This is a genomic window from Allorhodopirellula solitaria (assembly GCF_007859855.1).
Classification (GTDB): domain Bacteria; phylum Planctomycetota; class Planctomycetia; order Pirellulales; family Pirellulaceae; genus Rhodopirellula; species Rhodopirellula solitaria.
This window is the reverse complement of the sequence record NZ_SJPK01000001.1, coordinates 794913-820610: the sequence shown is the minus strand read 5'-3', so window position 1 is coordinate 820610 and position 25698 is coordinate 794913. Positions and strand designations below refer to the sequence as shown.

The 25698-nt window shown below is 58.4% G+C and carries 21 protein-coding genes; 7 read left to right on the top strand and 14 right to left on the bottom strand.

Features of this window, described 5'->3' with window-relative positions; all coding sequences use genetic code 11:
* Positions 1-99: 99 nt before the first annotated feature.
* The 5 genes from CA85_RS03165 to CA85_RS03145 form a co-directional block, all read right to left on the bottom strand.
* Complete coding sequence (locus tag CA85_RS03165; RefSeq protein ID WP_146389799.1) at positions 100-756, bottom strand: ribonuclease H1 domain-containing protein; 657 nt, start codon at positions 754-756, stop codon at positions 100-102.
* Between the two features lie 17 nt (positions 757-773).
* Entirely contained in the window at positions 774-1793 is a 1020-nt protein-coding gene (locus CA85_RS03160) for a DUF1573 domain-containing protein (protein WP_246112445.1), read from the bottom strand.
* Positions 1794-1874: 81 nt separating this feature from the next.
* Entirely contained in the window at positions 1875-2510 is a 636-nt protein-coding gene (locus CA85_RS03155) for a Maf family protein (RefSeq protein ID WP_146389798.1), read from the bottom strand.
* A gap of 13 nt (positions 2511-2523) precedes the next feature.
* Entirely contained in the window at positions 2524-3009 is a 486-nt protein-coding gene (panD, locus tag CA85_RS03150) for an aspartate 1-decarboxylase (protein ID WP_146389797.1), read from the bottom strand.
* 5 nt (positions 3010-3014) lie between these two features.
* Positions 3015-3329, bottom strand: coding sequence for a response regulator (locus CA85_RS03145; protein WP_246112444.1), 315 nt, complete (start codon positions 3327-3329; stop codon positions 3015-3017).
* A gap of 506 nt (positions 3330-3835) precedes the next feature.
* Between CA85_RS03145 and CA85_RS03140 the strand changes: the two genes are divergently transcribed.
* Positions 3836-4705: a 4'-phosphopantetheinyl transferase family protein gene (locus tag CA85_RS03140; RefSeq protein WP_146389795.1), complete on the top strand. Its 870-nt coding sequence runs from the start codon at positions 3836-3838 to the stop codon at positions 4703-4705.
* Here the strand turns inward: CA85_RS03140 and CA85_RS03135 are convergent.
* Positions 4693-6216: a bifunctional folylpolyglutamate synthase/dihydrofolate synthase gene (locus tag CA85_RS03135; RefSeq protein WP_146389794.1), complete on the bottom strand. Its 1524-nt coding sequence runs from the start codon at positions 6214-6216 to the stop codon at positions 4693-4695. The two genes, CA85_RS03140 and CA85_RS03135, sit on opposite strands and share 13 nt — an antisense overlap.
* Before the next feature lie 199 nt (positions 6217-6415).
* Here CA85_RS03135 and CA85_RS03130 point away from each other — a divergent pair, with 199 nt between their 5' ends.
* The 3 genes from CA85_RS03130 to CA85_RS03120 are packed head-to-tail and all read left to right on the top strand — an operon-like array spanning position 6416 to position 11420.
* A complete protein-coding gene (locus CA85_RS03130) occupies positions 6416-7417 on the top strand; it encodes an ABC transporter ATP-binding protein (protein WP_146389793.1) in 1002 nt (333 codons plus the stop codon).
* Positions 7414-9303, top strand: a complete 1890-nt coding sequence (locus tag CA85_RS03125) for an ABC transporter permease (RefSeq protein ID WP_146389792.1) — start codon at positions 7414-7416, stop codon at positions 9301-9303. The genes CA85_RS03130 and CA85_RS03125 overlap by 4 nt, the downstream gene beginning before the upstream one ends.
* Positions 9300-11420, top strand: coding sequence for an IRE (iron responsive element) (locus tag CA85_RS03120; RefSeq protein ID WP_246112443.1), 2121 nt, complete (start codon positions 9300-9302; stop codon positions 11418-11420). The genes CA85_RS03125 and CA85_RS03120 overlap by 4 nt, the downstream gene beginning before the upstream one ends.
* 577 nt (positions 11421-11997) lie before the next feature.
* Here the strand turns inward: CA85_RS03120 and CA85_RS03115 are convergent.
* Complete coding sequence (locus CA85_RS03115; protein WP_146389791.1) at positions 11998-13644, bottom strand: beta-cystathionase; 1647 nt, start codon at positions 13642-13644, stop codon at positions 11998-12000.
* A gap of 38 nt (positions 13645-13682) precedes the next feature.
* A complete protein-coding gene (locus tag CA85_RS03110; protein ID WP_146389790.1) occupies positions 13683-14105 on the bottom strand; it encodes a histidine kinase in 423 nt (140 codons plus the stop codon).
* Positions 14106-14254: 149 nt separating this feature from the next.
* On the opposite strand from CA85_RS03110, the gene CA85_RS03105 reads away from it, so the two are divergent.
* Positions 14255-15511 carry a S26 family signal peptidase gene (locus CA85_RS03105; RefSeq protein WP_146389789.1) on the top strand — a complete coding sequence of 419 codons (1257 nt, stop codon included), beginning with the start codon at positions 14255-14257 and terminating at the stop codon, positions 15509-15511.
* A 39-nt stretch (positions 15512-15550) separates the two neighbouring features.
* Here the strand turns inward: CA85_RS03105 and CA85_RS03100 are convergent, their stop codons facing one another.
* The 4 genes from CA85_RS03100 to CA85_RS03085 form a co-directional block, all read right to left on the bottom strand.
* Positions 15551-16972: an ATP-binding protein gene (locus CA85_RS03100; RefSeq protein ID WP_146389788.1), complete on the bottom strand. Its 1422-nt coding sequence runs from the start codon at positions 16970-16972 to the stop codon at positions 15551-15553.
* Between the two features lie 2 nt (positions 16973-16974).
* Positions 16975-17709 (bottom strand): UvrB/UvrC motif-containing protein, encoded by a 735-nt coding sequence (locus tag CA85_RS03095; protein WP_146389787.1) that lies wholly within the window; start codon positions 17707-17709, stop codon positions 16975-16977.
* Positions 17710-17785: 76 nt separating this feature from the next.
* A complete protein-coding gene (arfB, locus tag CA85_RS03090; protein WP_146389786.1) occupies positions 17786-18214 on the bottom strand; it encodes an alternative ribosome rescue aminoacyl-tRNA hydrolase ArfB in 429 nt (142 codons plus the stop codon).
* A gap of 85 nt (positions 18215-18299) precedes the next feature.
* Positions 18300-19280: an esterase/lipase family protein gene (locus tag CA85_RS03085; RefSeq protein ID WP_186774708.1), complete on the bottom strand. Its 981-nt coding sequence runs from the start codon at positions 19278-19280 to the stop codon at positions 18300-18302.
* A gap of 105 nt (positions 19281-19385) precedes the next feature.
* On the opposite strand from CA85_RS03085, the gene CA85_RS03080 reads away from it, so the two are divergent.
* On the top strand, positions 19386-19736 hold the full coding sequence (locus tag CA85_RS03080; protein ID WP_186774707.1) for a hypothetical protein: 351 nt from the start codon (positions 19386-19388) through the stop codon (positions 19734-19736).
* A 289-nt stretch (positions 19737-20025) separates the two neighbouring features.
* Here the strand turns inward: CA85_RS03080 and CA85_RS03075 are convergent, their stop codons facing one another.
* The gene (locus tag CA85_RS03075; protein ID WP_146389785.1) at positions 20026-21033 is read right to left on the bottom strand and encodes a hypothetical protein; all 1008 of its coding nucleotides are present in this window, start codon (positions 21031-21033) and stop codon (positions 20026-20028) included.
* A gap of 443 nt (positions 21034-21476) precedes the next feature.
* A complete protein-coding gene (gene ahcY / locus CA85_RS03070) occupies positions 21477-22817 on the bottom strand; it encodes an adenosylhomocysteinase (RefSeq protein ID WP_146389784.1) in 1341 nt (446 codons plus the stop codon).
* Between the two features lie 362 nt (positions 22818-23179).
* Here ahcY and CA85_RS03065 point away from each other — a divergent pair, with 362 nt between their 5' ends.
* A complete protein-coding gene (locus CA85_RS03065; protein WP_146389783.1) occupies positions 23180-25684 on the top strand; it encodes a PSD1 and planctomycete cytochrome C domain-containing protein in 2505 nt (834 codons plus the stop codon).
* The last annotated feature ends 14 nt before the right edge of the window (positions 25685-25698 follow it).

Genomic DNA, 25698 nt, shown 5'->3' with positions numbered 1-25698 from the left:
TACCCACAACTATCCCGTCAGGGATGAAGGAAAATAGACGTAGGAAAGCGCAGCGCCACCTGCGGTTGTTCCTCGTCCGCTATGAACGCGTCCGCGTCATTATTTCCGTCCGAAGTCGGCCGGGATTTCGCCCCATCTCTTTGTTTCCCATTTCAGGATGGGATTGCGGACCCGGTGTTCAGAGAGCCATTTCTCCGCGCGGCGAACGAGATTGAATAGTCGTTGGTTGTCGGCTGTCGGCGGCAGTTTCGTTTTACAGACGCCCTCGCGGACCCAGCGACGTCCGATTTCGGAATCGGAATAGATGGCCGTTTCGTACTGGTTACCATGGTCGAGCAACGCGAGTGCGTGCACGATGGCCAGGAACTCGCCGATGTTGACGGTGCCTTCCGGGTACGGCCCCATATGAAAGAGGTCGGTGCCTGATTCGATCTCAACGCCCTGGTACTCCAACTTGCCCGGGTTCCCCTGGCAGGCCGCGTCCACCGCCCAAGCGGTCATGTCGACGCCGAGAGCGGCGAGATCCTCGCGGTCAATCTTGGGCGTTGGCGTTTTCTTCGAGCCGCTACCGCCCTTGCCCCAGTACGAATCCGGGCCGTCAGCGAACGCTTGCTCCGCCGCCGCTCGGGTGGAGAAGGACTTGTACTTGGCGTTGGAAAAACCCGAGATTTCCTGCCGGCATCGCTCCCACGTTGGATAGATGCCAGGGTGGAATCCTTCCCAGACGACGTAGGATTTTGGTTTTTTCGCTGACATGGAACCTTTTGGAAGCCCTACTTCACGGTTCCGGTGGCGACGCACTGCGCCGATTTTTCACCTGGGAGGTCGGTCACGATCTCGATTTTTTGAGCGATGCGATCGGGCGAATCACCGGCGGTGAACTTCATCTGCACGAAATGGAGTTTCTTCTTTCCTTCCGGCGTTTCGAATGAGAACCGCGGATCGGCACAGCGGACTTCGCTGATGGCAAATGGCTCATCGGCCCGTACGAGCAATCGTTTGCTCATCGATTGGCCTGAGGATGTCGTCCCCAAACTGACGGCGGCCGGTGATACGCTGACGGTGGGCCGAACGCGTCCGGCCACGGACATTTCGATCGTCGGGAACTGCGAATCGTTGCTCACGAGTGTCAATTGTTCGTGGATGTCCCCTTCGACCATCGATTCTTTCATTCGCACCTGCATCTCGTACTCAACTCGTCCTGGCTGGACGCTCGGCGAACTGAGTTTGACTGCCAAGTCGCTGCAGTGACTGCGAACGTCTTGAATTCGCCATCCTGGATTGCCGCGATGAGAGATGGTGATGGTCCGCGTTTTAGTTTCGCCTGATTTGGCTTCGCCAAAGTCGATCTCGGCGGGATCAAAGGTAATATCCGTACGGATGTTACCCTTCACCTGCAGTTGCACTTCGGCATAAAACGGCTGGTCGAAGACCACGGTGATCGTGGCCGCTTTGGATCCAATGAACGTGCTCGTGTTGAATTTGGCGACGATCGAAGCGGTTTCATGCGTGTCGAGCGTGTCCTTGCTAGCCGTTGGGGTGGTGCAGCCACAACTGCTCCGCACGGCGGCGACGTGGACGGTTTCCTCGTAGAGATTCTGGAATTCGAAATAATGTTCGGCGGTCGTCCCGCGGCCCACCGTTCGGAAGTCGTGCTCGGTTTCGGAAAACATCTTCTTTGCCCAGTTCTCTTCCGCCGACACGCTCTTGGGCGATAACAGACCGCTAGCGAAGACTAGAGTCGAGCACACGAGGCTGCCGAGGAGCAATCGTCCGAAAGGGAGAAAATTCATGCTTTGAGTTCCCAGCTCTGATTTGTCTTGAAAGAAATGTTGGATGCTTTGCTGAAAGCGAGAATCCACTCCGCATAACCGTCAACGGACCGACTTGTATACCTTGTCGGCCAGCGAGTCGAATTTTTCCAGTAATTCTGCTAACCGCTCCATCGGTAGCCCGACAATATTGCTTTCGCTATCGTTCTCGACAACGTGGATCCAATCGTTCCCGTCCTGGTAGCCGAATCCTCCGGCCTTGCCTTCCCAGCGACCACCGGCGAGATACTGCTCGATCGTTTCCTCGCTGAGCGAATCCATTTTCAACCGCGAGCGGACGACATCGAGGTAGCACCGATCGGTGCCTGTCGACCACAAGCAGACGCCGGTATAGACGTCATGTTCGCTGCCCGAGAGCAGCCGCAGCATGTCCTCAGCGTGTTGGCGATCGGTCGGTTTACCGAGAATTTTTCCTTGGCAGTCCGCCAGAGTATCGGCCGCGAGCAGGAAGCATCCTTTACGGCGTCGAGCGACCTCGACGGCTTTCTGAAAAGCCAGACGCGCGACCATTTCGGAGGCGGTTTCAGGGAAATCGACCGGGCATTCAGCGAAATCTGCCGCAGGACAGACCTCGAATTCGTAGCCTGCCTGACGCAGCAGTTCGGCCCGGCGCGGTGACCCGCTCGCCAGAACAAACGGCTCCCCGGTAGGGATCTTGGCCCGTGGAAGGTCTTTCATGAGGGGTAAGGGATCACTCATTTTCGGCGAAGGCAGGCTGTTGAGCGGAAGTCTCGAACGCTCGCGGGTCGACTGGGCGGCCAGCTCGATGCTCGCGATCGGTGGGCAGCTGTGGGCCTGGGATCTCCGGGCCGGTGTGGCTGATTTGATTCTTCTCGTTGACAAAAATCAACTTGGGTTGGTGCGAGCGGGTCTCCGGCTCAGGCACCAACGTGTATGCGGCCAAAATCACGTGATCACCGGGACGGATCAGGTGAGCGGCCGCGCCATTGGCGCAGATGTCACTCGATCCCGGTAAGCCCTCGATCGCATACGTCTCCAGCCGCGAGCCACGGGTCACATTCCAAACATGCAAAGACTCGTAGGCCACGATTCCCGCGGCCGTCAATAATTCAGGTGGCACCGTCAGGCTGCCCTCATAGTTGACGTCGGCCGCAGTCACGGTCGCCCGGTGGATCTTGGCAGCGAGCAGTTTTCGATATCGTGGGAGGTCGTCCAAGACGCTTAGCTCTTCAGAAAGGGTTCTAGTTTTTCGAGCGTTTCGGGGTTGCCGATCTCCAATTTCCCGAATCCGTAGGTCGCACCTTCGGCAACGGCTGTCTGTTGGTGTTCGTCGTAGTTGGTAACCAACATCATCGGCACATTGCAGAGCTCAGGATCCGATTTGATCTTTTTAATGATCTCGAGCCCATCGGTGTAGTCACGATCGAGTTTGCGGTTGACCGTCACGAGATCGACGTGACGTTTGCGAAGTAATTCCACCGTGTCTTCAGCGCCATGCGTTTGCAGCACGGTCGCGTCGAAGTGAGACGAAACCATTTTTCGGATCGAGTTAAAGTCAGGGCCGCAATTGCCGCAATCGACAAGCGTTTTCACCATTGCAAGTGCCTAGTGGCGTCAGAGGAATCATTTCAGTAAGGAGCGATATAATTTACCATCCACCCTCGAAAAAGTCACGGCGTCCGGAAGCGACAGTGAGAAAACGGGGCGTTCTGCGGGGCCTGTCGATTGCCGGCCGTGTCGATCCTGATCTGGACCCCGTTCTGGACCCCGTCCCCGGCTGCATCGGTCGATAGCGTCTGGCGGGACTTCATCGCGGCGGATCGCCCCCGGTGGCGTACGAAGTGGAATGTCGTTCTCATTGCCTGGCGAGATCCGAGAAAGTATGCCCGACTGAGATCGCCCAGCACGCCAGCGATACGAGAGCGTTGGGCTTCAGGAGGTGTGTCAGGGCTCTCGCTTTTTGAGTTTCCCGTGGCTTGGGCTGTCGCGAATGTGGCGAGTTGAGTGATGCCGAAAGAAAACCCCCTACCCGCTTGTCTGCCATGAGTTCCCGTGCTCACGATCCGCCTGATCTTTCCCGGGGAGGCGTTCCTCACGACGTGGAGGTCTGGCATGCGCCAGCCGCCTTGGACGAACCGGGGCCGACAGAGCAGTTTTGCGAGCGGTTGTTGTTGCCTGATGAAAGAGTCCGGGCCGATCGGTTTCGCGTCGCTTCGGCTCGTCATCAACACGTTGTGGGACGCGGGATGGCTCGGGTGTTGCTCTCGGCGGGACTCTGCCAAACCCACGAGATCGGGTTTCGCGTGCTCGATCATGGCAAACCCGTCGTGGCGACACCGCCGACGGCGTGCCGGTCATTCAACATCGCCCACACACGGGGGCTGGTACTGTGTGCTCTCGGGGCTCCCCAGGCCATTGGGGCACCTCAGCCCTGGCTTGGTGTGGATGTTGAGTGGATCGACCGCCGCACCGATCCGGAATTAGCACGCCGATATTTCGCTCCTGAAGAAATTCGCCAGCTCGATGCGGCGGGTAGCGAAGACGAGCATCGGGAATTGTTTCTGCGGCTGTGGACACTCAAAGAGGCGTTTATCAAAGCGATCGGGACGGGCATGTACACGCCCCTGGACCAGTTCGCTTTTGAAAACGCTGCCACCGACCAGCCGCACCTTGTCGTGCGTGACCCCGAACTGATGCGAGGAAGGAGATGGCGTTTTGAGACCTTTTCGCCGCGAGCTGGATTCGTCGCCGCCATCGCCGTCGGCGCAGCTGCCGACGGACAGGCTGCCGACGGACAGGTTACCGGCGGACTGACTGCTGGCGGACTGATTGCTGGCGGCCGAGACGCTCAGCGGCCAAACAACGAGCGGCCGCCATTCAAACTCTCTGATTTTCAAACCTACGTTCGCTGAGCGAGCAGCCATGGTCGGACCTCGGCGGCCAAGAAGAACGAGCCGCAGATCACCACGACCCCGTCTTGCCCCGCCTCGTCGATTGCGGCTTGGCAGGCCGCCACTGGGTCTTCGCAGGTCGTGACTGCCGCCGCGCCTGCTGCACCGCCTGCGCGTGTTTTGCCCGCCATTTCCGCGAGTTGGTCGACAGGGACGAAGCGGGGGTTGCCGTGGTAGCGGGTGAGAACGATCCCGTCGAGGCACGGCCCGAGCAGTTCCAGCATCGCGGATGCGTCTTTGTCGACACTCGTGCCAAACACTCCCACGATTCTTCGGCCGGTGAATCGGGACTCCAGCGTCTCGGCGAGCGCCGTGATCGAATCCGCATTATGAGCGGCGTCGAGAACAACCGTGGGGCCGGCCGGCGAAGTGAACCGCTCGAGTCTCGCTTCGATCTGCACACCCGCGAGCGCCCGCAGGACCTCCGGCGAGGTCGCAGCGCCGAGTCGTTGCAGTCCTTGCAAGGCGACGGCGGCGTTGCCGATCTGATGACGACCTTCGATCTGCAAGCTGACGCGAGCGGTTGCGGGTGTTTCGCCATCTGCGGTCGCGCTGACCCAATCGAACGAACTGCCCCACGGGCACGGCCCCGCTATCTGAGCCGATGCGTTCTCGACAATATTTTCTGCGTGGAAATCTCGGCCCAGTTCCAATAGTGGGGCACCGACCTCGTTGGCCGCTTGGCGAATCGTCTCGCGGGCGGGCGATTTCGTCACGCCGCTGACGGCCGGGACACCTGGTTTGAGAATGCCAGCCTTCTCGCGGGCGATTAACTCGAGCGTGTCACCGAGGACGTGCTGGTGATCCAGCCCGATGCTGGTCAGCAGGGTCACATCGCTCTGGAAAACATTGGTGCTGTCGAGTCGACCGCCTAGCCCGGTTTCGAGCACCCAGTAATCGCAGCGGCAGCGGTGAAAATGTTCAATCGCGATAGCCGTGGTCAGCTCAAAGAATGAGGGGCCACCGATGCTCGCGCGCGACATCGCTTCGACGATCGGCCGCATCGAATCAATCAGGTCGGTCATCTGCCGCCGCGTCGCCGGCCGCCCGTTGACGCGAAACCGCTCCTCCAGATCGACGAGGTGTGGCGAAGTGTACAGTCCGACCTGATGTCCGGCTGCTGCCAGCATCGCGGCCGTCATGGTGGCGACGGACCCCTTTCCTTTCGTGCCAGCGATATGCACAATTTTCGTTGTCGCAGCGGCGTCGCCTGTCGCGCGGCCAGGCCCGGGCGGGTGCGATGGCTGCCCAGCACCTTGGCTGGGCTGGGCGAGAGAGTTGGCATGCCCCAAGCGGCTGACGAGGTCTCGCATCCGGTCGAGGGTGAAGCGATAGCGTGAACCCGACCGCGCCAATCGTTCGTAGTCAATCCGGTCATACAACCATGTCGTCGCTGCCTCGTAGGCATCGCGGTCATATGCGGTCGGGTCATCCGCGGCCGAGTCACAGGCGGCCGTGTGGGTGGGCGGCATAATAGGAAACGTCGCAAGAGTGATGGATGCGAAGGCCGTGCGAGCAGCCGAGATCGCATTGTAGCGTGCCCCGTTGGCTTGCCATCCGCCCGAAGGATGGGAAGGTGAACAAAATTGTGAACCGTTTTCGGGCCGCCGCCGTAGCGATCGGACCTCCTTTGTCAAGTTTTTCCTCCCCATCCATCGGGATCAATATTACGTGGATACCGATACCAGCACGGCCGTTGTCCAGCCGTCCGCCGAAACCGCACCCAATGCTTCCCGCTCCGCTGATAATGTGGTCATCGAGACCCGCAACCTCAGTAAAATCTATCGCGATTTCTGGGGGCGGAAAAAAGTCCACGCTCTGAAGTCACTCGATATCGAGGTCCGCCCCGGAGAGATCTTTGGGCTCTTAGGGCCTAACGGGAGTGGCAAATCCACCACGATCAAACTGATCCTGGGGCTTTTGTTTCCCACCAGCGGTCGGGTGCTCGTGTTCGATCAGGACGCCAGCGAAACCAGTAAGAACGAAAGAATCGGATATCTGCCCGAAGAATCTTATCTGTACAAATTCTTGACGGCTGAAGAAACACTCGATTTCTACGGCCGCCTGTTCGATCTATCGGCAGCGGTCCGTCGTGAACGTGTTCAGCAGTTGATCGAGATGGTCGGCCTGCAGGGTGCCAAGCACCGGCAGCTGAAAGAATACTCCAAGGGGATGACACGCCGGGTGGGGCTGGCACAGGCATTGATCAACGACCCCGACTTGATTCTGCTCGACGAACCCACCACCGGGCTCGACCCGATCGGGACTCGCGAGATGAAAGATCTCATTCTCGGCCTGCGTGACCGTGGGAAGACAGTGTTGCTGTGTTCTCACCAACTCGCCGACGTTCAAGACGTCTGCGATCGCGTTGCGATTCTGCACCAAGGTGAGCTGAAGGAACTCGGCCGCGTCTCGGATCTGTTGAAGGTTCAAGACGTGACGGAGGTTCATGCCACCGGGCTCGACGAGTCCGCCAAACAGGAGATCGCCGAAGTCATCGCTCGACATGGCGGCAAGGTGGAGTCGATCGATAACCCGACGGCGACCATGGAAGACCTGTTCCTGAATATCGTTCGTGAGAGCGAAGCACGCCCGGGAGCTCGACGGGTTTCCCAGGCGAATGATGCCCAAGACACATCGGCAAGCTCGACGACCGACGGGGAGCAAGAATGAATTTGCAGCGTGAGGATTTTTGGTCCTTCTACGAATGGTTCTTGCGACCGGACGCTTTCCTCGAAAGCGCCGCGATGAAGGGGATCGTCTTGGCGGTGCTCGGCATCGTTCTCGGATTGATCGCCGGTTACGTCATCTCCGCTTCCCGCTACGGGTCCGGCGAAGGTTTCTTTGCAGTGGCACGGGCGGTTCGGGATCTGTTTCGTTTCGATCTCCCCGGGACGCGCCCACGCCGGATCCTGGCTCTCGCCGGACTGGCCTTTCGCGAAGCGGTCCGCCGCAAGGTGCTCTACGTCGTCGGTTTGTTCGTCGTGTTGCTGTTGTTGGCGGGTTGGTATCTGAACCCCCAGAGCGACGATCCCGCTCGGCTCTACATTAGCTTTGTGCTGACAGCAACGAACTATCTCGTGTTGGCCTTGGCTCTGTTCATCAGCGCGTTTTCACTACCTGAAGACATCAAGAACAAAACGCTTTTTACCATCGTGACCAAACCGGTCCGGGCCACCGAGCTGGTGCTCGGGCGGATGCTCGGCTTTGTTGCCATGGGCACCGTGATTTTGATCCCGATGGGACTGCTCAGTTATCTCTTTGTGACCCGTGGTCTCGACCACACCCACGCGAGTGTTGCCGACGTGCGAGAACTTGATTCCGGTGGGTTCGAGGGGGAGACCGAGCATACCCAGTTCCACTCCCACCCCTTCACGCTTGACCAAGACGGCATTGGTGCAACTGAAATGGTGCGCGGCCACCGGCACTTGGTCACTCGCAATCCGGACGGCAGTTTCGAGATCGGCGAGGCCACCGGCGCCCTGCGAGCTCGTGTGCCCTCCTACGGCAGCCTGGTCTTTCGCGATCGGTCTGGACACCTCCAGGAGCAAGGCATCGACGTCGGGAACGAACAGAGATCCGGCGGCTACGGCAGTGCGGGTATCTCCCGTTTGATTGGTGTGGCCTCAGGCAGCCGCAAGATCGAGCACGGCTACGTCGAGGGTGGCGGGCTCGGTACTGCGGAGTACACGTTCTCCAATGTCACGCCTGACCAGTATCCGGAAATGATTCCGATCGATTTGTCCCTGCGTGCCTACCGGTCCTACAAAGGGAATATCGAAAAGGGGATCCGCGGATCGCTGACGATGAAGCATCCGACGAAGCCGATCGAGAGCAATCCGATCGGTTTCACCGTCAGTGAGTATGAAGTCGACCAAAAGACCCTGCCGCTCGAGATCGAAGGCAGTGACGGGAACAGCACACGCATGCTCAACGTGTTCGAGGATTTGGTCGATGAGAACGGGCAAATGACCGTTGTCGTCCGTTGCCTCGACGACGCCCAGTACCTCGGTATGACTCCCGCGAGCGTTTACCTGCGTCCGACGGACCATTCATTCGCGTGGAACCTCACCAAAGCCTACCTGTCGATTTGGTTCCAAATGGTGATGGTGACTGCTTTCGGTGTAATGTTCAGTACGTTCTTGACGGGCCCGGTGGCGATGGTAGCCACGGCCGCCTGTGTACTGCTGGGTTTCTCCGCTGAGCAGATTTATAACACGCGTTACCACATCGACATCGGCCAGAACGCTGGTGGTGGACCGATTGAGTCCATTGTGCGATTGGCGAAACAGGACGCAATGACCACCCAGCTCGACGTCGACAGCGTCACTGCGAACGTGATTAAAACCGTCGATGCCGGGATCGTCTACACACTCGATGCGCTGGCGACATCGCTGCCGAACCTGCCCAAGATGGTGAATACGGCGGAGTATGCGGCATCGGGTTTCGATATTTTCGGCGCCCTGCTCGCTCGCCATGGAGTAGCGACGCTCGGTTACGTTCTGCTCGCTTTTCTAATCAGTTATTTTACCTTGAAAGCTCGTGAGATCGCGGCATGAATCGCAAGACTCAATTTCGTCGAAAACTCATCTATCTCGCTGTCCTAGTCGTGATGTTGATCCCCCTTTATATGCTCGGCCAACCGGCCGGCGGGGGCGGTGATGGCGGCGGACGCCTCGCACAGATGCGAGATTCCTTCGATATCTCCGAGAGCGATCTGGGAGAGATTAGCCCCGCCAGCGAGACGATGAAGCTCGCGTCGCTGGGCATGCGCGGCGTGGCCGCAGCGATGTTGTGGAAGAAATCCCATGAGTACCACGTGTTGCACGAGTGGGACCGCCTCAAGGCAACCCTCAACAATATCCTGTTGCTTCAGCCTCACTTTGACAAAGTTTGGGAGTTCCAAGCCCATAACTTGGCCTACAACGTCTCGACCGAGTTCGATGACTACCGCCAACGCTACGAAATGGTGCGGGAAGGCACTGAGTTCTTGACCAAGGGCGTGCGCCAGAACACCAAGGCGCCTCGGCTGATCTGGTATACCGGATGGTTCTATGGATCAAAGCTCGGTACTGCGGATGAGAAAGAACAGTTCCGACGACTCTTCGCCGACGATGATGTGCTGCACAAGAGCCTGCTCGAACAGGGAATTCCGATCGATGGGCCCGAAGCGCTCGGCCCGTATCGAAAACCCGACAACTGGTTGGTCGGTCGATTGTGGCTCAATTCCGGATACGACCTCGTCGAAGCCGGAATTCCGATCCGGCGTCAAACTCCGATTAATTTCTACGAGACCGGTCCTAAGTGGCGGATTCGGTTCGCCGAAGCGATTGAGAAGGAGGGCGTGCTCAATGACCAAGCTCAAGAAGCATGGCAGCGGGCAGCAGAGGATTGGCAGGGTCTGGGGAACCGCTCCGTACCCACGACCGAGTCGTTTACGATCAAACTCGGACAGCTCGATGAACTTCTCCGGCGACGAGCGGAAGCAATTGCTGAGATTCGTGAACTCTCCGGCGAAGCTTACGTCAAAGCCGAGCGAAAGCTGATTGACTCGTTCGGACCCGTTATCAAAGACGCGTTACTGACGCCGCCCGAGCAACGCTCCAAATCGCAACAGTCCATTGCTGAGAAGAACCAAAGCGAGATCGTTCCGAATCTCGCCGAGGTCTCCCGCCAAGCCGACCCCAGCGTCCGGTTGAGAGTCATGCAACTCGTCGAAGTCGTCGATGACCTCGATGAACGGCTGATCAAAGTGGAAGGACACCGCAAACAGATCAACTATCCGTACTGGGAAACCCTCACACTTGCCGAGCAAGAAGAACGTACCGTCAACGCACGACGGTTGATCTATGAGGCCAAGCAAGCTCTTAGCCAAGAAGGTGAGCTCGAACGCGCCATCGACTTGTACGAGCAGTCTTTCGAGCAGTGGGCTGAGATCTTTGACGACTACCCCATTCTCGTCATCGATACCAGTGCTGAAGATCTCTACGACTCTGTTCGCGACTACATGAGAGCCATCGATTCCGATGAACTCCCCGAAGGCTTCCCGCTGAGAACGTTTGTCGAAATGATGGGCGAATACGGCAACGTCGACGCCCAGGTCTATGAACAAGTTCGAAACAGCCAGCGTGAGAAACTCGAAGCACGCAAGCAAGAGCTCGCTGACGAGGAACGCCAACGCGAAGCGGACCTCATGAAGGCCGAAGAGGAAGAGAAATCTGCAGCAGCAGAGGAAGACTCAGCCGACAGTGAGATGGAAGCCGAAACGGCGGAAGAACCCACCGAAACGGAATCTACCGACGAGAAGTCGACAGCAGCAGAGTCTGCCGAGGCAGAACCCACCGAGGCGGGAGAAGGAGAATCTGCCGAGCCGGAGTCCATGGACGAAGAATCATCCGAGGAAGAACCTGCGGAGGAAGAACCTGCGGACGAAGAACCTGCGGACGAAGAACCTGCGGACGAAGAACCTGCGGACGAAGAACCCGCGGACGAAGAATCCACGGACGAAGAATCCACGGACGAAGAATCCACCGACGAAGAATCCACGGACGAAGAATCCACCGACGCGGAAACGGCTCAATCGGAACCCAATGAGGACGAGCCCGTTGTCGAGGAATTGATAGACGAGGAATCGACGGTTCAGGACGATAGCGAAGACAGTCCCACAGAGGATTAGAGTGGGCTGCCAAGAACGTTGGTGATGTCTGGTTTCAAGTTTGCGTAACTGTTGTTCTCCGCATGAGTGATCGTCACACGCTGTCGATTTAATCGACGTTGGCCCCGCAATGTTGATTTGATAACCCGACGCGTTCCGGTGTGTTGATTTAGTCGGCGCTCACTAAATCAACACGCCGGTTAGGAACGGGGGAGGAATAAGTGTCGTATCGGACGAACCAACGAGCTGCTCAATATTCGGAAGTATCCCGTCAGGGATGATAGAGAATAGCCGTACGTCAGCGCAGCGCCACCAACGATTGTTCATGGAAGATGGAACGCCGACCCCGAATTGGGTCGCAGAATTCGTCGTGCATGACCTTCAACCCCATTCGGGTTTGACCCTTGCGTTTCGCGTCGAATCCGGTGGTGTTCGCTTGCGCTCAAACCACCGGCTATTTTCTTCAACGCCTTCGGCGTAGGTAACCTTGTGGGTAACTGGCAGCTTGATCCTTCTCCCCGAGCCTTGCATCCTACTGTCCAGTCCTTGCCCAACTCCGTCGGGCGAGGCTGAGGTCTTGCAAACGCGTGCCGGTGAGTTAAGCAGCCTCGCCGACCCAACTTTGGAGAACGTTCGCCGCCAGCCTGGGGTTTTGCTCGACCAGCTCGGCGAGCTCGCTTGTCAATGCGCTATTGCCCCCAGGGGCGGGATGTTGAAACCGCGGCTCGCTCGGCTCAATCGTATCGGCCGGAGAGGACGATGCGTCCAACGCGGCGTTTTGAGAGCGGTTGTTCGGGTCGCCGGCATGTCCTCGCGACTGGATTGCGCCGCGAGCGATCAACAACGCCATCGTTGCGAGAGAGATCACAGCAATCATCTGCCACGATCCTGCCAACCAGGTCAGTAACGCGTCGCGGTTCGTCGCCGCTGGTGCGAGTTGCTCAGGAAGATCAGGATAGTCCCATACTTTGACGAGGGATGCCGAGTCGCTACCTGGGGCGACGTCAGGCAGCAGCGGCAGAACCGCGGACTCGATCGCGAGCTTGGTGCAGTCACGGAGCTCTTGTAGCTTCGTGCTGGTGAGTGAATCGATGTCGTCAAGGTTCGTACCAGGATTGTTCTGTAGGAAGTTCTGGCAATGAACTTTGCGGTAGTAGCTCGATGGTAGCCCGATGGAAACACGGATGCGTTTGACCGCGAGTGCTGCAGTTCGCGTGGCCTCGTATTCCTGCCCAGCGATGTGGTCGGTGGATGTTTCGTCGAGCTGCGTCGTTGAGGTATGTTCGACTGAATCGAGTTTGACCGAACGATTGCTGGTGATCAGGGCGCTGATTTGAGCACCGAGCCCACCACCGCTGCGCGGGCGCGTCGAGCCAGTCTCTACCTTACGCCGCGTCTTGGTCAGCGTGGTCGGTTGGCTGTCATATTTGATTCTGGCTTTTTCCACGCCCATTGAGGGATCGATATCAGCAAAGGTTTTGACGTGGATCTGTCCGTAGCCTGCGAGTTGTGAGCGAATTTTTTGTTCGTAGTAGGCTTCTTCTTCTCGGCGTTTTCTTGATAGTGGATCGTCGCTCTCGTATCCATGAGCCATCGCCGAGGCGTTGGCATCGGTCACTTCGACATCCTCGATGGACATCCCGGCGAACGAGGCTCGGATCATCTTCCGGATCATTTCCACGCGAGCTTGCGATAGTGGTTCGCCACCTTCGGGCTGCACAAACACACTCGCGGATTGTTTTCGGCCCCTTCCCAACCCGATCCGTTCGCCTTCGTCGTAGGTAACGTTGGCCGACCGTACATCAGGGAACTTCGCGATATCGTCGCTCAGGTCACGTTCCTTCGCGTGGCTGACCCTCGCCGATCGCTGCTCACTCGATTCAAAGGGGGTCGACGAATCAATCGCTTCTTGAATATGCGAGCGGAGCGACGTGGGCAGTGCGGCCGATGATTCGAGTGCCGCCAAGAATTCACTGCGCTGGGCGGTCGGAATCAGCATCCGCCGTCCGTCGCGTTTCCAGCCAGTCAAATGGGCGCTGCCGAACGCCATTTCAGCAGCGTCGAGGTCGTTTTCGTCGAGCAGTTTGCCACCGAGTAAATACTCCGTGTCCGGCGAACCGCTGCCGCGAATGAGAAAGCCAAACGCCATCACCATGGCCGCGACGAGCAACACGGCGATAACCCGTGACTGCACGGGCATCGCTGAGAAGACGTCGCGAAACTGTTCGAGAGATTTGGGGAGCATGGAAATCGATTGAAATGGATTCGAATGGACTTCGCTGCTCAGGCGGCACGCCGTTGCGATTGACGGTATCTCGGCAATCGCGCCGTCACGGCACCACCGCCTTGGGGACAGTTCTGCCAAACCAATTCAGCTGCCATCGCGGCGGCGACCATGGGTAGCTTGCAAGCCCGCGTTTCCACGTCGCTGCCCGTGTCGGCGATCTCCAGTTCCACATCCGTGGGGGTTTCGCATGCCGTGATTGTCAGCTCGCCGCCGTCGGGCATCTCAACGAGTGCTTGCCGAACCAGGCTATCGATGAGTTGACTCAGTGAGGTCGAATCGACGTTCACACGCAAATCCATGTCCATGTCCACTTCCAAACAGATTGGGGCGGGATGTTTCATCAGGAGATGCGATGCGACCGATTCCACTACAATGGCGAAGGGCTGGTTGGCATCGTTGCCGATTGTGAGATGTGACATGGTAGGATTCCGTTTCCTCCGAGAACGTTCAAGTTCCCAGCTCAATGGGCGAGCTGGCATTTCCACGCGCTCTTACGTGGTGACTTGGCTGTTAGCATTTCTACGGCTTCTGCGGCAACCCTAATTTCCCCCTTTCCCGCTCTGATTCGATGACGCCACTGCCCCCCGGTCGGGTCTCGCGCCGTAACTTTGCGAAGTCGGGGGCTGAGATTTCCTTGGGAACATTGGGGGGGCTGACCATCAGTGGCGGGTGTCGGTACGGGACGCCCAAGCAAACCCCCAAACGCTATCGGATCTCCGGCCCCTCGATGAATCCCACGCTGTGGGGGCCGTCGCGGTCGCTTGCCTGCGAGTCTTGTGGGATCCGGATTCGTGTCGATTCCAGCACACTGCAGCTCGCCATGGAGGGGCTGTCACAAGGCGTCCTGCCTGCCTCGGCATTGGCCTGCTGGCACTGTGGTCATGTGATCACCAAGACGCAAGTCCGGCATGGGTTGGCGACAGACGAATTGCCGCCCGACGTGGTGGAGATCACCGCGCGCGCGAGACGCGACTTTCAGCCAGGCGCCATGGTCCTGATTGAACGGCAGGGAACGCATGCTAAGCGGCTCCTCGGAGTTCCCGGCCAAACCATCTCCCGCGATCGCTTGGGACGCTTGCAGATCGACGGCCAACTTCCTGGGTTTTCATCGTTGCCGCAAATTACCGTCGATGCCGATCGTTGCCGAGAGCGGTCGCGTTGGCTCAATGAAGCGGCCTCCACTGGTTGGCAGCGTCAAACGGATCGGAGCTGGACGACTCACTCAGACTCCTCGTGGCTCGTCTATCATCATCAGAACGTTTACCGCGGAAAGCATTCAGGGCGTGTGCTCGATGACTATCCCGGTAACCTGGGCGTACAGCGGTCCCTGTTTCCCGCTGCGGGACTCTCGATCCAGTTCAGCCTCGCCGCGCCGGTAGGCGGGGAGCAAGCAGCCGAGGTCTGGACAGCGATCTGGACCGAGAGTGGCGTGGTGCTGCAGCAACAGCGAGTACGACTCCGAGCCAACATCGCGATCCCGGTCCAAACGAAAAACCCAGCGGTCGCAGGGTCGTCATCACGGCTCCACCTACCAACCGACCTGGTGACTCCCCAAACGCCCGTCGCCCTCCGCATCGCGGCGGGCCCGCGGAGTCGTATCGATCTCTCCGACTTGAGCGTGAACCGAACGGTCGTGTACCGAGATACTGCCGTAGTACCTCGTGCAAAGTCGGCGAACCCCGCCCGTCCACTGCAGTATCCGCAGCGACTAGGTGACGACGAATGGTTCGTCGTCGGAGACAACGTACCTTTGTCCATCGACAGCCGGCACTGGGGGGTGGTCACGACCGCCGAGATCCTCGGGTGCATTGAGTTGTCAACCTAGCGATGCTCTCAACCGGGCCGGAGCAGTTGGCCCTGGGCTTCAGTCCAAGGAACGATCTGGGAGCCTCGGCACGAGAGGCAGGAACACGGTCGCGGTGGTGCCTTTGTCCGGAACACTTTCGAAATGTAACCGGCCGCCCAACCGGGTGATGACGTTGCGTGTGAGAAACAACCCCAAACCGATTCCTCGCCCCGGATCCTTGGTCGTGAAAAATGGATCTCCAGCGCGGTCGAGCACTTCGGCAGACATGCCATCGCCCCGGTCGACGACCGTCAGCGCGAGTTCATCATCGGTCCGCGCCGCTTGCATGGTCACCATGCGATCGTCCTCGCTCGCGTCGAGAGCATTGTGCAGAAGATTCCGGATCGCTTGAGCGACCGCCTCTTCAGGTAACCAGAGCGGTTGACGCTCCCAAGCCGGGGTGCTGGCGTGTGGCTTCGGATCACCACCGAGTGGTTCGGCCGGTTCGGGCTCCGAGGTTTCCGGTTCTGGGGTCCATGGATTCAGTGGCTCAAGAATCTCGACGCGATGGGGATCGCGAATCCCTTCAAGCGTGGTGTCGATCAAATCGCCGAGCGTCGTGCGATTCCATTGGTCAGCGACTGCGTCACCGGCGGCAGCACGCATCCGAGAGAGAATCTGCCGACAGCGGTAGAGTTGACCATCGATGAGTCGCAGATCGTCGTCGATCGAAGATGGTTTTTCGATGGAGTCGAGATGTCGAGTCAGTTCTCGACAAGCTACATCGATCGCTGATAAAGGGGTGGCGAGTTCGTGAGCAGCCCCCGCGGCGAGCGTGGTCAGTCCCTCCAAACGCATCGCGTCAGCGCGAGCGGATTGGCTCCGCCGCAAATCCTCATCGCGGCTGCGAAGTTGCCTCGACGTCCGTGTGACAAAGAACGTAATCACCGTGCCACAGGCGACGAAGGCAATCAGCGACGCCAGCCCACGGAGGTGCAGATCGCCAAGCAGTATCAACGGCGGGTCGATCGTCTGCACACTCAGTCCCATCACGGGGCGCGATTGGAACTGCAACAGCACGTATCCCAGCACGGCGAGTCCGGTTAGCTTCCAGGCAGCCGAAGGCTGCAGCATGACCCCACCCACGGCGAGATTGACAAAGTAGAAAAAGCAAAAAGGATTGTCCGCTCCACCGCTCAAATACAGCATCGCGGTCAACGTCATGAGGTCGAGAGCCATCAACGCAAAGGCGACGCGGAGCGGCACTAGATTGGGCGCATCGGCCCGTGACCGCCGTTCGAAACGCCACAACCACCATCCATATCCGACATTGGTAATCGCGGTCAAGGCAACGAACAGCAGCAGCGGCGCGATCGGCAGCGGCGTCGACGTCAGCGTACCGGCCAAGAGAATCGTTACGAATTGCCCGATGCACGCGAAGGAGCGGAGACGGAGCAACCACGCGGCCGACCCCAACGGTGCCGACGAGATCAATTTCATGATCAGTGTGCTTCTCGTCGTGTCAACTCATCACGGAGTTTGGCTGCCAACTCGTAGTGCTCTTGCTCGACGGCATGTTCGAGTCGCTCACGCAGAGTTTGACCGACGGAATACTCCGTCCGCATAGACTCGCGGAGCTCGATCAAGCGGACGATCAACTCGTCCTCGTCGAAATGCTCTTCTGCCTCGTGTTTGACAAAAAACTCACGCAGTGTGTCCAGCCCCCGATTGATCGCTTGGATGGCTTCCTCGGGAGTATTCTCTTCGAGTTCGCCGAGCGCCTCAGCTTGCGTCCGATGAAACAGCACAAAGGGGCGATACTGTTCATGCGCGGCCGACCATTCTGGGTCGTCCGATAAATCTTCGCAGACATCCATCAGCCGCAGCGTGTGGTCGGCATCCATGACCGCTCGGTGATAGAACTGCATCCGCAGCCAGCAAATACGGCGATGGTAAAACTGCATGAACTCGCGGTCGATCTCACTGCAATCATGCTCGGTCAAGTCGTAATTCGGCTCTTCAAGACGGCACAGGTTCAGGTGTTCGAGATAGCTGTCCGAACCGCTGATCGACTCACCGTCGGGCCGGCCGGTCGTTTCGAGCTGCAGCACGCCCAACTCCACACGCATTTGCAGCACGTCTCGTTCGTCCTTGCCTTTGACCATGCGGACGTTCAGTGTCGCCGGGTCGAATGCCCATTGTTTGAGCAGGTCGTCCAAGTTCCGCGGGCGTTTCATGTAGTTCAAAAGGGTCAGAGCGAAAGAATGCGTCAGTTTGACCTCAGTATATCAATCAATCGCCACAAGTGAACCTTCAATCATCCCGTTGGGGGCGGCCCCGCAGTCGTTTCTTCTCTGAAAGCCGGCGTTTTCCCTCGATCCGACGCTTTTTGCTGCCCAAGGTGGGGCGGGTGGCCCGGCGGGTTTTTGGCGCTACGCGACACTCCAACAGCATCGATACGAGACGGGCACGCACATCCGCCAAATTGCGAAACTGATCCCGTGTCCGGTCGCTGTGGAGCACCAATTCTCCTTCCCGATTGATCCGTGTGGAAAATCTCGCCTCGAATCGGTGCCGCCACCCATCGTCGAATCCCGGCCGCGTAGCCGGTTTCCAACGCAGCGTGACTTTCGAATTCACCTTGTTCACGTTCTGGCCGCCCGGCCCACTGCTCCGGCTCGCTGACCAATCCAGTTCGCTCTCAGCAATCCGGAAACGTTTCGTGACACTTAAATCAGACATGAACTCTCAGCATTCGACGGCATCGTGGTGCGGTGGTTGTGAATCGTTTCGGCTCCGCGACTGCATCGCCGAGCCACCGACGCGGTCACTCCAGGTGAGCATCTAGAAACTCAATTGTCCACTCCTGCACAGCCGGGTCGTTCATCAGAAAGGAATGCAACACGGCGACTTCGTGCACCGTTTCGGCGCCGTCGAGCTGTGCCTCCTCCCAACTGACAACGAAATCACTCTCGCCGTCGACGAGCGGATTGCGGACCGCGCCCACCGCGATCTTGCCGGCCACGATCGCAAAAGGGAACGGCGGCGTGGCCAGATTCGCTTCCACCTCAGTCCAATTCGTTCCCAGCTCCATGGCCCCAGGCCCAGCGACCCATTCAAAGACGCCCGTTGCCCCCAAGCGGCGAGCGATGGCGGCGCCCTGGTTGGGCGGCCCGAGCATCACCATCGAACGGCAACGCGAGACAATCCGTTCGGGATCACCATTCCGCTGGAGATCGCCGATCAAGTGACGTGTGACAATGTTCCCCATGCTATGACCAACAAAACAGAACTCCGCGTCCGGGTGCTGGCCCGCGAGCACCCGGTGCAGCGCCTTTGAGGACTCGCCCAAACTCGACCGAGTGCTGGCGTAACCAAACCGAATGATTTGGTCGTACCCGTCCGCCCGCAACGCCGACTCCATCGACTTCATCGAACCGTCGGTGCGCATTAGCCCATGCAGCAACACCACGACCGGTTTGCTGGCCGGCGCAGTTTTGTTCGGGCAGAGCTCGTCGAGCAACTCGCACGCATCCTCTTCACTGCCCCAACCCCTGCGGATGTTTTGGGAATCGAGAATGCGACAATGCCCAGTCAACGCGTTGCGTTGCACGCGATATCCACCGCGAGCCTCGAGATCTGTCCAAAACTGAGCGCCACCGGCAGTCGGTAGAGCAACATTGAAATTTTTCGCCACTGTTTCACTCTCTGTGTGCCCGACCGCATAACACGACGCAAAGACACAGCATGCCATGGCCATCGCGATCAGGCTCGATTTCAGGAAGGGACGGGAAATGGTTCGTAGCATGATTGAAGTAGTGGTGGTCGAATTTGAAAAACGGTCAGTCTACCTCCACCCAGAGCCCGGGGCGAAGCGAACGCAGCGCGGCATTGGACGCCAATCGGAATTTTCTTGAGATCTTCCCGGCGCCAGCTACGAACAAGCCATCATATCAGGGCACATCATCCAATTGACCAGCAAAGAGGGACCAGCAAAGAGGGACAGGCTCAGTATCTGGAACTGCTTGAATGGACGGGGCGTCAAATTCGCAGTGACAAGGTTGGGGCGATCCCCGAGCATCTGCGGCCGATCCTAACTCGAATCGGTTTGGACACCCATGGTTGGTGCGATATTGTGCTTAAGTTCGGACGTGTGTTCCGCCGCGCCGCTGGCAGCCCAGAACATCTGGCGGAGGAGGCGTCCCGGCGCGGCCAGAACTGGCTATGCGCTCCCGGTAACCCACTGGGCTTGTCGGCGGTCTAACCGAGCCATCAGCTCGTCCAATTTCGATGCCTCCGAGATCGCTGCTGCGCGGTCGCCACGCAATCGCCTGGAAAAAGTTCAGTTGCCAGTGGCTTCATACCGAAGACGGTTGAGTCGGGCGGGTTAGCGTGAAAAGAAGGCACCCCGACGGCGATCAAACGCCCTAGCGAAAGTGGGTGGCCCCATCTCCTGACAAAGTGGGTGGCCCTATTCTCGGGGGGAAAAGAGTGGGTGGCCCTGTCTTCGGGTGGCCCTGTCTTCGGCTAGCTTCGGTACTGTTTTGAGAATCTCAGTCGACTTTGCGTGGTGTCTCCGACGCTGCTGTCTCAGCGATTGCTTGGTAACCGATCGGGTTGAGGTGTCCGTTTCCGAGCAAGCCGTTTTGAAACCCGTGGGGGAAATCACCGCTTTCAGCGGAGATTCGCAACGCCCCCCGGCAATTGATCACGCGTACTCCATTTCGACGCAGCTCGCTCGCGAGCGAGCGAAAGTCGCTGTCCTGCGGGTCCTCCCATCGAACTTGACCGCCCATGATGGCCGGCACTCGGGGGGCGTAGACAACCGTCACCGGTTTGGACGTCGATTGCGCTAGAGTGGTGGCGATGTCGGCTGCAGAAAAAGTGGCTGGTTGCGGAGGACTGCCCGCTGGCGATTTGTCGTGAGAGGGTGCCGGCCCAATTCCGAACCGCAGTTGCCTCAGCTCGGTCGATTCTCCAGCAAACAATAAACCACGTGCCGCGTCGAGAACGAAATCGGGGACCATATCGAGCATTTTGTCACCTCTCGCCGTTTGCGTTGCCGGCATCGAATCGAGGATGGGGCCTGTAATCGATAGGAGGTCTTCGAGCTCGCACAGCAGCAAAAAATGTTCGGTGACACCCATCTGCGTCTCTGCTGCCTCGAAACTCCGCATCCAATCAGCCGCGTCGGCACCACTGCGGGCGAGTGGCAGCACGTCAACGGGTTCTCGATCGGTTGAGAGTTGTTCTTGTAGCACGCGCCACAACTTGTCTTCATCGGCGACGCAGACACCTTCGGCCTGCGAATCGCCCCATAATGCGATCACACGCGAGGCCTTCGTAGTGGGCAATGTTTGTCGCCCCGGCATGCCATGCTGCCCAAACACTGTCGTCGCGTAGCCTTCGCTCCGCCATCGGTACTCCGTCCCGGCCGGGTAAACCCATTGACGGGTGGCTGGGTCGACAACTCTCGAGTGATAGCTGCGTACAAACAATGGTGACGTCAACCAGACGATCAACGTTCCTGAAATCGATCCCAGAACCCAGCGTCGGATCATGGCTCGACTGTGGTTTCGTTGGCGACTCGAGTTCGGTGATTGATAGCACCGACGCCCTGATAGCCGGAATCTACCGCGAGCGAGTATAGCCTGATCGCGGCTGGCTCCAGACATCGCTGCCCCGCGGTGCACCAAGCAATCCAATTGAGCTTTGACCACGTTGCTTCGGCGAGGGACACCGCCTCGAATCCATGGCTGACAACGTTCACAGACAATGGCAATTTCACGGCGCTGTCCATGTTTTTAGCGGCCGGTACATTGCTTTCACTCGTTATGAAGAACTGGTTTGCGAGACAGGACAACAGGGGGACGCGGCGTCAACACTCGTCCAGCATAATATAGTCTGCCATTGGACGCTGTCATTCCGCTGCTCGGAGAAGGCATGAAAAAACCGGAGTCAATTGACTCCGGTTTACACGATGGACTGAGATCGCTGGCAAGACCTAGTAGCGGTAATGCTCTGGTTTGTAAGGGCCTTCGACGGGCACGCCGATATAGTCCGCTTGGTCTTGGGTGAGGGTCGTTAGCTTGACATTGAGTTTTCCGAGGTGCAGACGGGCAACCTCTTCATCGAGTCGCTTGGGCAGCATGTAGACCTTGTTCTCATACTTTTCTTCTTGTTTCCAAAGTTCGAGCTGAGCGAGGACTTGGTTGGTGAACGAGGTGCTCATCACGAAACTTGGGTGGCCCGTTGCACAGCCCAGATTCACCAAGCGTCCCTTCGCCAGCACGATGATGCTGCGCCCGCTATCGTTGAATGTGTAGCGGTCGACGGCACCGATTTCCGATGGTTTGATCTCGCTCTTCGTGGCTTTGCCCTCCGCGACTTGCCCTTCCAGCCAAGCGATGTCGATCTCGGTATCGAAGTGACCGATGTTACAGAGGATCGCGTCGTCGGCCATCTCGGACATGTGTTGGCCTAAGATGATGTCCTTGTTGCCGGTTGTGGTGACGAACAGTCGGCCTTCTTTGCAGGCTTCTTCCATCGTGGTGACTTCGAAACCTTCCATCGCGGCTTGCAGAGCGTTGATGGGGTCGATTTCAGTCACGAGGACGCGGCAACCGTAACGCTGCAGGCTCTGGGCACACCCCTTGCCCACATCGCCGTAGCCACAGACGACAGCAACCTTACCTGCGAGCATGACGTCGGTGGCACGTTTGACACCATCGGCGAGCGATTCGCGGCACCCATACAGGTTATCAAACTTGCTCTTGGTTGCCGAATCGTTGACATTGATGGCGGGGACGCGAAGTTTTCCGCTGCGATTGAGTACCTCGAGGCGGTGAATTCCTGCGGTGGTTTCTTCGCTGATACCGCGGACGTCACCGAGCAGTTCAGGGAATTTGTCGTGGACCATGGCAGTCAAATCGCCGCCATCATCGAGGATCATGTTGAGCGGTTCGCCCGAGGGGAATTGCAGGGTTTGTTCGATGCACCAATCAAACTCAGCGTCGCTCATGCCTTTCCAGGCGTAGACTGGGATACCGGCTTTGGCGATCGCCGCAGCAGCATGGTCTTGCGTGCTGAAAATATTGCAGCTACTCCAGGTGACTTCCGCGCCGAGCTCGATCAGGGTCTCGATCAGAACTGCGGTCTGGATCGTCATGTGCAGGCAACCGGCAATGCGGGCTCCCGCGAGCGGTTTGGAGGCACCGTACTTCTCACGAAGGGCCATCAGGCCAGGCATTTCGTTCTGGGCCAGCTCGATTTCTTTGCGACCGTAATCGGCCAGCGAAATGTCTCGAACCTTGTAGGGCAGTCGATCCGTAGCGACTTGCGACATTCTGTTCTTCTCTCGTTTCAGGGTCTCGAAAAAAAGGAAACGCGACCGGTTCGCAAAACCCGAGCGGGCATGCGAAACGCTCGCCAGACCGATCACAGGGACTCCCGCTGGCCCGATTGACAAGCCGAGCATTGTAGCGAAAACAGAAAAAATACCAGCCCCAAATGAGCCTACTTGCGCTTTCTTCGTGCGCCTGCGAATCACGCAACCTTCCGCCATTTTGGAACCTGGCTCGCCGCGAGCACCCAGGCCGATATTTCAAATTTCACTGGTTAACAAATCGTCAGCTATCGATCAAACTGGCCAGTCCTTCCTGAGTCCGCGATTGCGCGCTCCCTTCCTCCCTCCCCACAATCTGTGCGATGCCAGCTTATTTACTTCGAGCCGTTCTCGCTTGCGCCGCGATCCAACTGATCACCGCCAGCGTGATGACACCCGCATCCGCTGATCAATCGAGGCCCGAACTGGACTATGCCCAGGACGTCCAGCCGCTGCTCGCCCGCCGCTGTTTTTCCTGTCACGGTCCCGATCAAGCCGAGGGCGGTTTGGCCTTTCACTCGGCGGAGTTGGCGCTCGTTGAGTCCGAGTCGGGTGAGTACGCGATCGTGCCCGGTGATCCCGAATTCAGTGCGATGTTGACTCGCGTCTCGAGCGATGACGAATACGAGCGGATGCCACCCGAAGGCGACCCGCTGACGCAGAGCGAAATCGCCCTGTTGCGGCAGTGGATTGAGGAGGGGGCTACGTTCACCAAGCACTGGGCATTCGAGCCGCTCTCCGATCCCGCTGTTCCTAGCCTTGTGGCCGAAGGCGATGCAGGGGCCGATGACGATGAAGTCCACCCGATCGACGCCTTCGTCTTGCGGCGGCTCGCAGACGCCGGGCTGCAGCAAGCCCCGCCTGCGGATAAACGCACGCTGATTCGCCGCGCTACCTACGACTTGACCGGTCTGCCACCGACTCCCGATGAAGTCGAAGCGTTTGCGAGCGATAACGATCCGCAAGCCTACGAGAAGCTGATCGATCGGTTGCTCGCATCAAAACAGTACGGTGAAAAATGGGGCCGGCACTGGCTCGACCTCGTCCGTTATGCCGAGACGAATTCCTTCGAACGGGACGCTGCAAAACCTAATGTCTGGAAGTATCGCGACTACGTGATCCGCTCATTCAATGAGGACAAACCTTACGACCAATTTGTCCAGGAGCAACTCGCGGGCGATCTTTTCGAAAACCCCACCACCGAATCTCTCACCGCGACCGGCTACTACCGGCTGGGGATTTGGGACGATGAGCCAGCCGATCCGCTGCAGGCTCGCTACGACGAACTCGATGATCTCGTCACCACGACCGGGCAAGCTTTCTTGGGGCTGACGATTAACTGCGCCCGCTGTCACGACCACAAGATTGACCCGATCCCCACGACGGACTACTACGGCATGTTGGCAATTTTTGCTGACGTTGCCCCTTACGCCTCGCGCGCCGATCACGTCACCAACAACCAGATTGACATCACATCGCCGGAGCTTCTCGTCCAATACGAGCAATGCGACGAGGATTTTGCGAGGATTCAAAAGGAACGCACTGAAATCGAACAAGCCGGTATTGTGAAGATGTCGGCCCCCGACCAGCGTGCCACCGAGGGGGACCGCAAGGCACGTAACGCGGTCCTACGTGAGAAGCTCGACCAACACCTCACTGCGAAGCAACGCCGCCGCTACGCGAAACTGGGCAAAGAACTCGCCCAGGTCAAAAAACGCCGACGCCAGCTGCCGCCTCGCGAACAGGTCCTCGGCCTAGCTCGAAAACAAGAATTGGCCGAAACGTTTGTCATGTTCCGCGGCAATCCGCACTCACCGACTGACGCAGTCACCCCACGTGTGCCGGAAATTTTTGAAAATCAAGTTTTTGAAGACTCTGAATCTGCAGCGGAAGCGGCCAACCGCCGTCTCGAATTTGCCAATTGGGTTACGACACCAGACAATCGCCTGACCACGCGCGTCGTTGCCAACCGGATCTGGCAGCACCATTTCGGTCGCGGGATCGTACGATCGACGAATAATTTTGGCCAGCTTGGCACACCGCCCACTCACCCAGAACTCTTGGACTATCTCGCCCACGTGTTCATGGACCAGGGTTGGAAGTTCAAAGACATGCATCGGTTCATGATGACCAGCCAAACCTACCAGGCGGCCGCCACGCTGACACCGGAGCAAGCCGAAGCGGTCGGCAATACGTCGGTCATCGACCCGAATAATGATTTGTTCTGGCGGTTTGACCCCCGGCGTTTGACGGCCGAAGAAGTCCGTGACACCATCCTTACCGTCGCCGGAACGATCAACCTCGAAAGCTACGGACCTAGCTTCTACGAGGAACTCTCGCCCGAGGTCCTCGCTGGCCAATCGGTGCCCGGAAAAGGCTGGGGAGATTCCGATCAGTCGGAACGGAACCGCCGCAGCGTATACATTCACGTCAAACGTTCGCTGCTAACCCCATTGCTCGCCGCGTTTGATTTCCCCGAACCCGATACCACCTGCGAAGCCCGCTTTGTCACCTTGCAACCGGGGCAAGCGATGTCACTGCTCAACAGTGATTTCATTCACGAGAAAGCTCATCAGTTGCTCGCGTCGGTGCGAGAGGAACTTCATGAAAGTGGCGTAACTGACGAAGCCATCGCCGACGATCGCGGTAATCTCGTCCGCGCTATCATCCAACGTGTCCTCGGTCGCGACGCCACCGACCAAGAAATCGCCGAAGGCAAGCAGCTGATGAATTCGTTCATCAACGACAGTAATCTTCCTCCCGAGCGAGCCGAAGCGCTCTACGCCCTCAGCGTCCTGAACTGGAACGAGTTCGTCTTCGTCTTCTAGAACCTATCGGCGCA

Coding starts and splice junctions, on each gene's coding strand:
- CA85_RS03165 (WP_146389799.1), bottom strand. CDS start 756: ATGTCAGCGAAAAAACCAAAATCCTACGTCGTCTGGGAAGGATTCCAC.
- CA85_RS03160 (WP_246112445.1), bottom strand. CDS start 1,793: ATGAATTTTCTCCCTTTCGGACGATTGCTCCTCGGCAGCCTCGTGTGC.
- CA85_RS03155 (WP_146389798.1), bottom strand. CDS start 2,510: ATGAAAGACCTTCCACGGGCCAAGATCCCTACCGGGGAGCCGTTTGTT.
- CA85_RS03145 (WP_246112444.1), bottom strand. CDS start 3,329: ATGGTTTCGTCTCACTTCGACGCGACCGTGCTGCAAACGCATGGCGCT.
- CA85_RS03140 (WP_146389795.1), top strand. CDS start 3,836: ATGAGTTCCCGTGCTCACGATCCGCCTGATCTTTCCCGGGGAGGCGTT.
- CA85_RS03135 (WP_146389794.1), bottom strand. CDS start 6,216: ATGCCGCCCACCCACACGGCCGCCTGTGACTCGGCCGCGGATGACCCG.
- CA85_RS03125 (WP_146389792.1), top strand. CDS start 7,414: ATGAATTTGCAGCGTGAGGATTTTTGGTCCTTCTACGAATGGTTCTTG.
- CA85_RS03120 (WP_246112443.1), top strand. CDS start 9,300: ATGAATCGCAAGACTCAATTTCGTCGAAAACTCATCTATCTCGCTGTC.
- CA85_RS03115 (WP_146389791.1), bottom strand. CDS start 13,644: ATGCTCCCCAAATCTCTCGAACAGTTTCGCGACGTCTTCTCAGCGATG.
- CA85_RS03110 (WP_146389790.1), bottom strand. CDS start 14,105: ATGTCACATCTCACAATCGGCAACGATGCCAACCAGCCCTTCGCCATT.
- CA85_RS03105 (WP_146389789.1), top strand. CDS start 14,255: ATGACGCCACTGCCCCCCGGTCGGGTCTCGCGCCGTAACTTTGCGAAG.
- CA85_RS03100 (WP_146389788.1), bottom strand. CDS start 16,972: ATGAAATTGATCTCGTCGGCACCGTTGGGGTCGGCCGCGTGGTTGCTC.
- CA85_RS03095 (WP_146389787.1), bottom strand. CDS start 17,709: ATGAAACGCCCGCGGAACTTGGACGACCTGCTCAAACAATGGGCATTC.
- arfB (WP_146389786.1), bottom strand. CDS start 18,214: ATGTCTGATTTAAGTGTCACGAAACGTTTCCGGATTGCTGAGAGCGAA.
- CA85_RS03085 (WP_186774708.1), bottom strand. CDS start 19,280: ATGCTACGAACCATTTCCCGTCCCTTCCTGAAATCGAGCCTGATCGCG.
- CA85_RS03075 (WP_146389785.1), bottom strand. CDS start 21,033: ATGATCCGACGCTGGGTTCTGGGATCGATTTCAGGAACGTTGATCGTC.
- ahcY (WP_146389784.1), bottom strand. CDS start 22,817: ATGTCGCAAGTCGCTACGGATCGACTGCCCTACAAGGTTCGAGACATT.
- CA85_RS03065 (WP_146389783.1), top strand. CDS start 23,180: ATGCCAGCTTATTTACTTCGAGCCGTTCTCGCTTGCGCCGCGATCCAA.